General features: G+C 68.2%; 8 protein-coding genes and 1 pseudogene. 5 read left to right on the top strand and 4 right to left on the bottom strand.

Annotation, left to right across the window (positions count from 1 at the left end):
* Positions 1-18 precede the first annotated feature (18 nt).
* The 3 genes and pseudogenes from ACTH43_RS06950 to ACTH43_RS06960 form a co-directional block, all read right to left on the bottom strand.
* Positions 19-990, bottom strand: coding sequence for a hypothetical protein (locus ACTH43_RS06950; RefSeq protein ID WP_441444195.1), 972 nt, complete (start codon positions 988-990; stop codon positions 19-21).
* Positions 987-2,835, bottom strand: a pseudogene (locus tag ACTH43_RS06955) (dipeptide ABC transporter ATP-binding protein). The gene ACTH43_RS06950 and the pseudogene ACTH43_RS06955 overlap by 4 nt, the downstream one beginning before the upstream one ends.
* Positions 2,832-3,803 carry an ABC transporter permease subunit gene (locus tag ACTH43_RS06960; RefSeq protein WP_441444196.1) on the bottom strand — a complete coding sequence of 324 codons (972 nt, stop codon included), beginning with the start codon at positions 3,801-3,803 and terminating at the stop codon, positions 2,832-2,834. The pseudogene ACTH43_RS06955 and the gene ACTH43_RS06960 overlap by 4 nt, the downstream one beginning before the upstream one ends.
* A gap of 167 nt (positions 3,804-3,970) precedes the next feature.
* Here ACTH43_RS06960 and pgi point away from each other — a divergent pair, with 167 nt between their 5' ends.
* Together pgi and ACTH43_RS06970 are read left to right on the top strand one after the other, a co-directional pair.
* Positions 3,971-5,668 (top strand): glucose-6-phosphate isomerase, encoded by a 1,698-nt coding sequence (gene pgi, locus ACTH43_RS06965; protein ID WP_441444197.1) that lies wholly within the window; start codon positions 3,971-3,973, stop codon positions 5,666-5,668.
* A gap of 10 nt (positions 5,669-5,678) precedes the next feature.
* A complete protein-coding gene (locus ACTH43_RS06970) occupies positions 5,679-6,479 on the top strand; it encodes a GH25 family lysozyme (protein ID WP_441444198.1) in 801 nt (266 codons plus the stop codon).
* Here the strand turns inward: ACTH43_RS06970 and ACTH43_RS06975 are convergent.
* Positions 6,467-7,885 (bottom strand): MFS transporter, encoded by a 1,419-nt coding sequence (locus tag ACTH43_RS06975; RefSeq protein WP_441444199.1) that lies wholly within the window; start codon positions 7,883-7,885, stop codon positions 6,467-6,469. The two genes, ACTH43_RS06970 and ACTH43_RS06975, sit on opposite strands and share 13 nt — an antisense overlap.
* A 317-nt stretch (positions 7,886-8,202) precedes the next feature.
* Between ACTH43_RS06975 and ACTH43_RS06980 the strand changes: the two genes are divergently transcribed.
* From ACTH43_RS06980 to ACTH43_RS06990, 3 genes are read left to right on the top strand one after another with little or no spacing between them, the layout of a single operon-like run.
* Positions 8,203-9,543 (top strand): ABC transporter substrate-binding protein, encoded by a 1,341-nt coding sequence (locus ACTH43_RS06980; protein ID WP_441444200.1) that lies wholly within the window; start codon positions 8,203-8,205, stop codon positions 9,541-9,543.
* Entirely contained in the window at positions 9,543-10,463 is a 921-nt protein-coding gene (locus ACTH43_RS06985; protein WP_441444201.1) for a carbohydrate ABC transporter permease, read from the top strand. Before ACTH43_RS06980 ends, ACTH43_RS06985 begins: the two co-directional genes overlap by 1 nt.
* A 7-nt stretch (positions 10,464-10,470) precedes the next feature.
* Positions 10,471-11,334, top strand: a complete 864-nt coding sequence (locus tag ACTH43_RS06990) for a carbohydrate ABC transporter permease (RefSeq protein WP_441444202.1) — start codon at positions 10,471-10,473, stop codon at positions 11,332-11,334.
* Positions 11,335-11,353: the final 19 nt, after the last annotated feature.

Raw genomic sequence — 11,353 nt, forward strand, 5'->3', positions numbered from 1 at the left:
TCCAGGGCCTTAGTGAGTCTATCTGCCAGCGGCCCGCCCGCCAGGGGGTGGGAATGAGACGTTCGACGCCATCGCACCGATTGCCAGGGTCAGCGGCACAGCCAGCACCACCCCGAACACCAGCGAACCGATCATCGGCTGGGAGAAGTACGACGGAGGTGTCTCCCCGGCCACGTACGCCCTCACCGTGATCCCTGGCTCGTAGAAGAACTGGCCGGTGAACAGGGTGGCGAGGAAGATCCAGGTGACCGCCACGGCGACAGGATCGGCGATCAGGAGGGCGCCCGCGAGCAGGTGCTGGGGGCTCCGCGCCCGGCCCTGGCGGGCTTCTATGCGGCGGGCCTCTCTGGGGCGAGCCTCTCTACGGCGGGCCTCTCTGGGGCGGACCGCTCCATGGGAGGCACCTGCGTCCAGCGATGCCTCGGCCTCGAACCCTGCCCCTCGCTCCTCCGGAACCTGTGCCGCACGAGCCTGGCCGGCGAACAGGGCGATGAACATTCCACCGAACCCGAGCACCAGGACGGCCAGGGTGATCGCGACGACCTCCCCCTTGAGGAGCACGCCGACCATGTCACCGCTCGTCCCCCGGCTGTCCGGGAAGGAGAGCCGGGGCAGCACCAGAGCTCCACACAGCATCCCGAGCCCCGTCCCGGCCACGATCCCGGCCGCCCGCCGGAGGCTCATCCATCGCACCAGCACGGGCCAGAGCAGATGGATCCCGAGCGTGATGACAAGCTCGAGGACGAGGCCGCCCAGGAACCCGCCAGGCGTGTGGTGGGAGGTCCTGGGGCTGGGCGTGTGGGACCAGGCTGTACGCCTGGGCCGCCGCATCCGTGCGTCACGCTCCTCCTGCTGGGTCAGCGGCGGGATCATCTCCCCCAGCCCGCCACCAGCGGCCCGGCGGGCTCGCGCCCGCGCAGCCTCGCGGGCGATCGCGTCATCGGTGTCGTCGGGCTCGCCGGGCAACCGGTCAGAGTTGAGCGACCTCATGCTCTCAGACGTGTCCGGCGCTCGCGAAGGGGTCGATCGGGCCGTCGTCGATCTGCGGGCCGTCGGCCTGCCCGTCGTCGGCGTCGACCTCGGGGGCCTTCCACATCGATCGTCTCCGAACCCGCGAGCGGGATGGAGCCGCCGGGAATCGCCGCGAGCAGTCGCTTGGTGTACTCCTGCTGCGGGGAGTGGAAGACCTCATCGGTGGTGCCCTGCTCGACGACCTTCCCCTTGTCCATGACCAGGGTGTTGTCCGCGATCTGGCGGACCACCGCCAGATCATGGGTGATGAAGAGGTACGTCAAGCCCAGCTCGGCCTTCAGGTCGTTGAGCAGCTCGAGCACCTGGGCCTGGACCAGCACATCGAGCGCGGAGACCGCCTCGTCGCAGATCACGACCTCAGGATCCAGGGCGAGGGCGCGGGCGATCGCCACGCGCTGGCGCTGGCCGCCCGAGAGCTCGTTGGGGTAACGACGCATCATCTCCGCCGGCAGCGCGACCTTGTCCAGCAGGTCGCGCACCTTCGCCTCACGGCTCTTCGCATCCCCGATCCCGTGCAGCCGCAGCGGCTCCTCGATGGTGCGGAAGATCGAATACATCGGGTCGAGAGTGCCGTAGGGGTTCTGGAAGATGGGCTGGACCTTACGGCGCAGGGTCTTCAGCTCGGCACCGCGGTACGTCCGTACGTCCTGCCCTTCGAAGAGCACCCGGCCCGACGTGGGCTCGAGCAGCTTGAGGACCATCTGGGCGACGGTGGACTTGCCGGAGCCCGACTCCCCCACGATCGCGGTGGTGGTCCCCCGCTCGATCTCGAAGGAGACCTTGTCCACGGCGGTGAACGGCGTGGACTTCCACGGCAGGTTGCCACGGATCGGGAACTCCTTGGTGAGCTCCTCGACCTGGAGAACCGCATCTGCGCCCCCCGGAGGCCCCGGAGTGGGCGACGGCCTGCTCCTGCGCCTGTTCGCGGATCTCGACCCGCTCGGTCGCCGAGACCAGGCGCCGGGAGGCGAGCGAGGGGGCAGCGCTGATCAGACGCTGGGTGTACGGATGCTGCGGATTCTGCAGCAGCTGGAGCGCAGGCCCGGACTCGACGACGCGACCCTTGTACATGACCACCAGGTGCTGGGCTCGCTCAGCGGCCAGCCCCAGATCGTGGGTGATCAGCAGCACCGCAGTGCCGAGCTCCGCGGTGAGGGTGTCGAGGTGGTCGAGGATCTGCTGCTGCACCGTGACGTCGAGGGCGCTGGTGGGCTCATCGGCCACCAGCAGCTTCGGCCGTGCGGCGAGACCCATCGCGATCAGGGCGCGCTGCTTCATGCCGCCGGAGAACTCGTGCGGGTACTGCCCGGCGCGGCTGGCGGCATCGGAGAGGCCCGCCTCCTCGAGCAGCTGCACGGAGCGGGCCCTGGCCTCGGCCCCCTTCGCGATCCCGTTGGCGACGAGGGTCTCTCGGATCTGGGAGCCCACCTTCCACATGGGGTTGAGGTTGCTCATCGGGTCCTGCGGGACCAGGCCCACCTGGTCCCCACGCAGCACCCGGATCTCCTTCTCGGAGACATGGGTGATGTCGCGGCCCTCGAAGAGGATCTGCCCGCCGGTGATCGAGCCGTTCTCGGCCAACAGGTGGGCGATCGCCATGGCGGTCGTCGACTTGCCCGATCCGGACTCGCCGACGATCGCGACGGTCTCTCCCGGGTACACCTCGAGGCTCGCGCTGCGCACTCCCTTAACCGGACCGCTGGAGGTGGTGAAGGTGATCTCGGGATCACGGATCTCCAGCAGCGGCTGGTCGCGGTTCGCGGGGGCTCCGGCCGGGGTCGGGTTCATGGAGGTCGTGGTCATCGCTTCCTCGCTTTCGGGTCCAGGGCGTCGCGCACGGCGTCGCCGAGCATGATGAAGCTCAGCACGGTGATCGCGAGCGCGAGGGAGGGATAGAACAGCATCGACGGCTGGGTCCGCAGCGCATCCCGCGCGGCGGAGATGTCACCGCCCCAGGAGACGGAGCTCGTGGGCAGCCCGACGCCGAGGAAGGACAGGGTCGCCTCGGCCACGATGAAGACACCGAGGTTCACGGTCGCGGTGACGATCACCGGGGCGATCGCATTGGGGATCACGTGCTTGAGCAGCACCGTCGAGCTCGAGGCTCCCAGTGCCACCGAGGAGGTCACGTAGTCCTGGCTCTTGGTCGAGATCACCGCGCCGCGCATGATGCGGGCGACGTTAGTCCAGCCGAAGACGCTCAGCACGCCGATCACCGTCCATGTGTTCATCTCGCCCAGCCTGGTCGCGACCACGATCGCGTAGCCCTCGATCGGCTCGAAGAAATACTGGCCGAGCTGCGCGTTGGCGGCGTTCGCGCCGTAGTTCCAGGCGTTGACGAAGTCCTGCGCGGTGACCGGGGTGGAGCCATCCGAGTACGTCAGGCCCTCACGGATCTTGATGGTCCAGTTCTGGTTGTCCTCGGTCTCGATGGACTCCGCGAGGTCGTTCTCGGCGGAGCCGTCGGCCGTGTAGTAGACGAGCCCGGCGAAGAGCATCACGATGATGCGCCCGCCGCCGACCTCGCCGGTGTTGGTCGGGATCAGCGGGTTCTCGGGCTCGGTGGTGTTGGCGTAGATCGGCTCGCCGGTCCCACCGCCCGCACCGCCGTCGCTTCCTCCGCTGCCCCCGCCGGTCCCCCGCCATCGCTTCCGCAGGCTGCGAGGGTCAGGGCGGCGGCACCGGTGGCGGCGGTGCCCATCATCATTGATCGGCGCGAGATGGCCCTGGAAACTCCTGTGATTGCTCGAGAGCGTGGGCCGCACATCCATGCGCGGTCCTATCCAGTCTGCACCAGCAAATGTCAACTGCATTCCATGTGCTGGTAACACTTCGGTCTCGGCACTGTGCTGCGCATCTGTCCAAGCCTCAGGGAACACCCATGGGAACACCCGGCAGGGGCTCCGCAGGATCTCTCCCCGCAGTGTTCAATGGCCATATGACTGTTCCTACCTCGCCCGCTGCCCCCATCGACCCCACCTCCACCGACGCCTGGGCCGAGCTCGAGGCGCACAACCTCGAGCTCGAGGGTTCCCTGCGCGAATGGTTCGACACCGATCCGCAGCGCGCCGAGCGCTTCACCCACGACGCCGCCGACCTCCACGTCGACCTCTCCAAGAACCTCCTCACCTCCACGACCATGGACCTGCTGCTGCAGCTGGCCCGCGAGGTCGGCGTCGAGGAGCACCGCGACGCGATGTTCGCCGGCGCCCACATCAACACCACCGAGGACCGCGCCGTGCTGCACGCCGCCCTGCGCCGCCCCGCCGGCTCCTCCCCCTCCCTCGAGGTGGACGGGCAGAACATCGACGAGGACGTGCGCGGCACCCTCCACCGGGTCTACGACTTCGCGGACAAGGTCCGCTCCGGGGAATGGACCGGCGTGACCGGCAAGCGCATCGAGACCGTCGTCAACATCGGGATCGGCGGCAGCGACCTCGGCCCGGTGATGGTCTACGAGGCGCTGAAGCCCCTCGCCCAGGACGGGCTCGAGGCGCGGTTCATCTCGAACATCGACCCCACCGACGCCTACGCCAGCACGCAGGATCTCGACCCCGAGACCACCCTGGTGATCGTCGCCTCGAAGACCTTCACCACTCAGGAGACGCTCACCAATGCGCGCCTGGTGCGGCAGTGGCTGCTCAGCGGCCTGCGGGAGAACGCGGGGCTCACCGCCGAGCAGGAGCAGGAGGCCGTGGCCAAGCACTTCGTCGCGGTCTCCACTGCGCTGGACAAGGTCGAGGCCTTCGGCATCGATCCCGAGAATGCCTTCGGGTTCTGGGACTGGGTGGGCGGGCGCTACTCGGTGGACTCCGCGATCGGCACCGTGCTCGCGACGGTGCTGGGCCCGGATGTCTTCGAGGAGCTGCTGGCCGGGTTCCACGCGATGGACGAGCATTTCCGCACCTCGCCGGCGGCGCAGAACGTGCCGCTGCTGATGGGCCTGGTGAACGTGTGGAACGTGAACTTCCTGGAGGCGGAGACCCACGCGGTGCTCCCCTACTCCCAGTACCTGCACCGCTTCCCCGCCTACCTCCAGCAGCTGACCATGGAGTCCAACGGCAAGTCCGTGCGCTGGGACGGCTCCCTCGCCACCACCGAGACCGGTGAGGTCTTCTGGGGCGAGCCCGGCACCAACGGCCAGCACGCCTTCTACCAGCTGATCCATCAGGGCACGCGGCTGATCCCGGCGGACTTCATCGCCTTCGCGACCCCGAACCATCCGCTCCAGGACGGCGACCAGGACGTCCATGAGCTGTTCCTGGCGAACTTCTTCGCCCAGACCAAGGCGCTCGCCTTCGGCAAGACCGCCGAGGAGGTGCGCGCCGAGGGCACCGAGGGCGCGCTGGTCGCGGCCCGCGAGTTCTCCGGCGACCGCCCGACCACCTCGATCATGGCGCCGAAGCTGACGCCGTCCGCGCTGGGCCAGCTGATCGCGCTGTATGAGCACATCACCTTCGTGCAGGGCGTGGTCTGGGGCATCAACTCCTTCGACCAGTGGGGCGTGGAGCTGGGCAAGCAGCTCGCCAAGGGCCTCGCTCCGGCAGTCGCCGGGGATGAGCAGGCGATCTCCGCGGAGGACGCCTCGACCGCCGGGCTGATCCGCTACTACCGCGAGCAGCGCCAGCAGGGCTGATCGAGGACACATGACGACCGGATCTGCGCGGAGCGGGAGAGCACGACGCCTCTCCCGCTCCGCGCTGCTGCGCAGCGTCCTCCTCCCTCTTGCCGCCGTGGCGTCGGCGCTCGCGGTGCTGGTGGCGACCGGCGTGGTCTGGCCGGGCCGGATCTTCGCGCACGGCTATGAGGTCCGGGGCGCCGATGTCTCCTCCTACCAGGGGGAGATCGACTGGCCGACCTTCGCGGGCGACGACCTGGACTTCGCCTACATCAAGGCGACGGAGGGCTCCTCGTACGTGGACGAGCAGTTCACACAGAACTGGGAGCACGCCCGCGATACCGGCCTCTTCGTGGGCGCCTACCACTTCGTGAGCTTCGAGAGCTCCGGGCGCTCGCAGGCCCAGCACGTGATCGACACCGTGGGCGGCGACGGCGCTCTGCCGATCGCGGTGGACATCGAGTTCTATGGTGACTATTTCGAGGATCCGCCCTCACGGGAGGCGGTGGACACCATTCTTGCTCCGCTGCTCGAGGAGCTCACCGAGCACTACGGCGTCCCGCCGGTCATCTACACCACGGCCGACGCCTACGACCTCTACATCGCAGGCGCCTACCCGGACTCCCCGATCTGGATCCGCTCCGTGGTGCTGCCGCCCGATCTGAACGACGGCCGCGGCTGGACCTTCTGGCAGTACTCCCACCGGGACCATCGTGATGGCTACGACGGCGAGGAGCGCTACGTCGACATGAATGTCTTCACCGGCTCTCGTGCCGAGCTCGCCGCACTCGCCTCGGTGGAGCCGACGGATCAGACTCAGGCCAGGTAGTCGACCTCGCGGGTCTCCTTGCCGATCAGCAGCGCGACGGCCGTGATGATCGCAGCGAGGGTCAGGTAGCCGCCCACCAGCCACAGCGGCCCGTCCAGCAGCTGCCACAGCGCGATCATCGCGTAGGGCGCGGGCGCAGCTCCGATCACCGACGCCATGTTGTAGCTGACGGCGCTGCCGGTGTAGCGGACGTCCGCCGCGAACATCTCCGGCAGGAACGCCGCCATCGGGCCGAAGGTCAGGCCCATCAGGGTGAAGCCGAGGATCAGGGTGGCCATCACGCCCACCGTCCCGGCCTGCACCATCGGCTCGATGAGGAATCCGAAGATGCCGATCCCGGCGGTGACCGCCAGCAGCAGCTTCCGGCGTCCGAGGCGGTCCGCGAGCGGGCCGGAGACCAGGGTGAAGATGCCGAAGAACACGACCCCGATGATCAGCATGGTGAGGAACTCCGGGCGGTCATAGCCGAGACCGGGCGCGAAGCTCGCCGCGTCGAAGGGCTTGCCGGCGACCTCCGCAGCGGCGCGAGCGGTCTCCTCATCGGCCGCCGTGGTGCCGACGACCATGAGGAACGCGGTCATCAGGTAGAAGAGCACATAGGTGGCGACCATGGCGATGGTGGCGAGGACGAGCGGCTTCCAGGCGGTGCGGAACACGCGGGCGATCGGCACGGCGGCGACCCGCTGCTCGTCGATGACCTTCTGGAAGGCGGGGCTCTCCATGAGCTTCAGCCGCACCCAGAGGCCCACGATGACGAGGGCTGCGGAGAGCAGGAACGGCAGCCGCCATCCCCAACTCATGAACTGCGCCTCGGTCAGCTGCAGGCTGAGGGCCACGAACAGCAGGTTCGAGAGGATGAATCCGATGGGGGCACCGAGCTGCGGGAAGGTGCCGTAGAGGGCGCGCTTGCCGGGCGGGGCGTTCTCGGTCGCGAGCAGCGCCGCGCCGGACCACTCCCCGCCCAGGCCGATGCCCTGGCAGAAGCGCAGCAGCACCAGGAGCGCCGGGGCGAGCACGGTGAAGCCCGGGGTCGAGGCGGTGGGCAGGACTCCGATGAGGAAAGTCGCGATCCCCATCACGAGAAGGCTGGCCACGAGGGTGGTCTTCCGGCCGACCCGGTCTCCGAAGTGCCCGAAGATCAGGGAGCCGAGCGGACGGGCCACGAAGGCGACGCCGAAGACGGCGAAGGAGCTCAGCAGCTGGTTCGCGGGGCTCTGCGTGGGGAAGAACAGGGCCGGGAACACCAGGGAGGCCGCGGTCGCGTAGGCGTAGAAGTCGAAGAACTCGATCGTCGTGCCGACCATGGAGGCGGTGATGACGCGCCCGCGGGTGTTCGCCGGGGCGCCGGCCGGTGCCGAGCCGGGTGCCGGAGCAGCGGGGGGAGACGAGGGCAGAGCAGTATTCACGACGAGCGACCCTAGACCTCGCATTCCGCTATTCGGACCTTGTTGCCACACTTTGAGACGGACGATGGCGCGGGGCGCGGCGCGTGGTGAACCGTGCGAGGTCCGGAATTCACCGACCGGCCACCAGGAGGTCATCCCGGAACGACGTGCAGCGCTTTCCTGAACGCGGTCTCATCACGGTCCGGCAACGCACCCGGCAACCGACGGCAACCTTCGTACATCCTCCGGAAACACATCGACCATGTGGGCGTCGGCTGCTGCTGCGGCCGCCCCTCCGATGTGGGAGGGAATGTCGTCGCTGTCAAGGAGGACCGCGCATGTCACGCCACTCTGTCTCCCGTTCGAGCGTCACCCCGACCCGTCGGGCCGTCACGCTCGGCGGCACCGCCGCGCTCGCGGCGACCGCCCTGGCCGCCTGCAACCCAGGCGGCTCAGATGGCGGTGGCGGCGGAGGCGAGGACCCCGCCCCGGTCGCCGAGCAGGACACTGCCGAGTTCGCCGGCAAGACCCTCAGCTACCTCTACTTCACAGACGGGCCCGACGAACAGGCCACCCGGGACCTGATCGCACAGTTCGAGAAGGAATACGACGTCACCGTCGAGCTCGAGATCGTGCCCTTCTCGGACATCACCACCACCTTGCAGGCTCGTCTCTCGGGCGACCAGGCACCGGATGTCGCCCGGGTCGCGGCGACCGCACCCTTCGCCGGCGATCTGCTGCTGCTGGACGACTACCTGGGCGCCGACTATCTCTCGGAGTTCACCGAGGGCGTCCAGGTGGGGATGACCGACGCCGACGGCAAGATCCAGGCGATCGCCTCCGACCTCACCCAGAACGGTCCCTTCGTGAACACGGACCTGTTCGAGCAGGCCGGGGTCGCACTGCCGGAGGCCTGGACCTGGCAGGAGATGGTCGACCTCGCCACCCAGGTGCAGGAGGCCACCGGCACCGAGTTCGCCTTCGCCATGGACAAGTCCGGCCATCGCCTCTCCACGATCCTGTCCCAGGGCGGCACCTATCTGGTCCAGGACGGCACCAGCTCGCTGGACCCCGCCGCCGCCGCGACCGCACTGCAGCCGCTGGTGGACATGATCGAGGCCGGCACCTCCCCCAGCGACTTCTGGCTCGACTCCGGGACCAAGTACCAGGGCGCCAACGAGGTGTTCCTGGCCCAGCAGACCCCCGTCTACCTCTCGGGCAACTGGCAGGTCGCCCAGTTCGACGCCAATGCGGAGTTCGGCTGGGCGACCATGCCCAACCCCACCCAGGTCGCCGGTGGCGGCTTCCCCGGCGGGAAGTTCATGGTCGGCTTCGCCGCCGGCCCGGAGAATCAGCTGGCTGCGACGTTCCTGCAGTTCATGAACTCCACCGAGTCCCAGGAAGCGTTCATCACCGCGTCAGCGTTCATGCCCACCCGCGCCGACCTCACCGAGTCCGGCGTCGAGTACCCGGTGCGCAACGAGGAGATGGGCGTGTTCGTCACCGACCTGGGCGAGACCCCGGCCGAGGCCTACGCCGCCTGCTACGACCCGAACTTCGATGCCGCGGCGCAGGAGTTCATCTCGGAGTTCGCCGAGGTCGTCGCCGGGAACAAGGACCTCGCGACCGCGATGGAGGATCTGCGCACCTCGATCGACGCGATCGTGGAGCAGGACTGATGTCCGCGACCACGGCACCCGTCCCCGTCCGGAGCCCACGGCGCCGGCGGGTGCCGTGGTCGCTGCGGGCGGCTCCCTATCTGTTCCTGCTGCCGAACATGGTCATCTTCGGCCTGTTCACGATCTACCCCGCCTTCAGCGGACTGAACATCTCGCTGTACAGCTCCCGCAACGGCCGCACCTTCGAGTGGGCGGGCCTGGGCAACTACGAGCGGATCTTCGCGGACGACGACTTCTTCCAGGCGATGTTCAACACGATCATCTTCGTGATCGCCTTCGTGGGGCTCTCGGTGATCATCTCCGTGCTGCTCTCGGTGCAGCTGAACGCGCAGAACATCGGCAAGTCCTTCTTCCGTTCGGTCTTCTTCCTGCCTGTGCTGCTGAGCCCGGTGGTGGTGGGCATCGTCTGGCGGTGGCTGCTGGAGCGGAACGGGGGCCTGGTCAACGCCGCGCTCGAGGCCGTCGGCATCGGGCAGGTCCCGTGGCTGGTGGACACGAACCTCGCGATGCTGAGCGTGGTGGCCGTGAGCCTGTGGGTGAACGTCGGCTTCTACACGATGATCCTGCTGGCGGGGCTGCAGTCGATCGATCCCAACCTCTACGAGGCAGCGAGCCTGGACGGGGCGAATCCGATGCGCCAGTTCCAGCACATCACCTGGCCGATGCTGGCCCCGACCACGATGGTGGTGCTGATCCTGTCCACGATCCACGGCTTCCAGGCCTTCGACGTCATCTACAACCTCACCGGCGGCGGGCCCGTGGGAGCCACCACCCTCCTGGTGCAGTACGTCTACGACAACGCCTTCGGCCCCCAGATGCAGTACGGGATGGCGGCAGCCGGCTCCGTGGTGCTGTTCGTGGTGGTCATGGGCTTCACGGTGCTCAACTGGTTGCTGGGCCGACGCGCGGAAGCGGTGTGATCCGATCATGACGACAACCTCTGCCAAGCCCACCACCTGGACCTCGACCTCCCGCACCCGCGTGCGGCCCCGGGACGTGGTGCGCACCGTCAACCTCACCGCGCTCGCGCTGCTGGTGCTGATCCCGCTGCTGTGGACCGTGCTCGGCTCCTTCAAGAGCCCCTCCGAGCTGGCCCAGCGCCCGCCCACCATGCTGCCCCAGCAGTGGCACCCGGAGAACTACGTCGAGGCGCTCACCGGGTTCGACATGCTGCGCTACCTCACCAACAGCGTGATCGTGGTGGTGGTCGCGACGGTCCTGACGCTCGCAGTGAACTCGATGGCCGCCTATGCCCTCTCGCGCTACAACTTCCGAGGCCGGGACCTGCTGTTCCTGGTGACGCTCGCGACGATCATGGTGCCGCTCCAGGTCATCCTCATCCCCGTCTACCAGGTGACCGCGTCGCTGGGGCTGACGAACTCGCTGTGGGGCGTGATCCTGCCGGCCATCGCCACCCCCACCGGGGTGTTCCTGCTGCGCCAGTACATGCTCACGATCCCTGACGAGCTGATCGACTCCGCACGGGTGGACGGAGCGCGCGAGTTCGGGATCTTCTGGCGCGTGGTGCTGCCGCTGTGCAAGCCGGCGCTGGCGGTGCTGGCGATCTTCTCGGTGCTGTGGCGATGGAACGACTTCCTGTGGCCGCTGGTGGTGACCAATGAGCGCACCCGCACCCTGCCGGTCGCGCTGCAGCGCTTCGCCAGCCAGGAGGTGGTGCCCTTCAACCTGGTCCTCGCGATCTCGGTGGTCTCGATGATCCCCGTGCTGATCTGCTTCCTGGTGTTCCAGAAGCTGTTCGTCCAGGGCATCGCCGCCTCCGGAATGAAGTGATCGACCGGGAGCGGAGGTC

Source organism: Brachybacterium sp. (genome assembly GCF_052095815.1).
Classification (GTDB): Bacteria; Actinomycetota; Actinomycetes; order Actinomycetales; family Dermabacteraceae; genus Brachybacterium.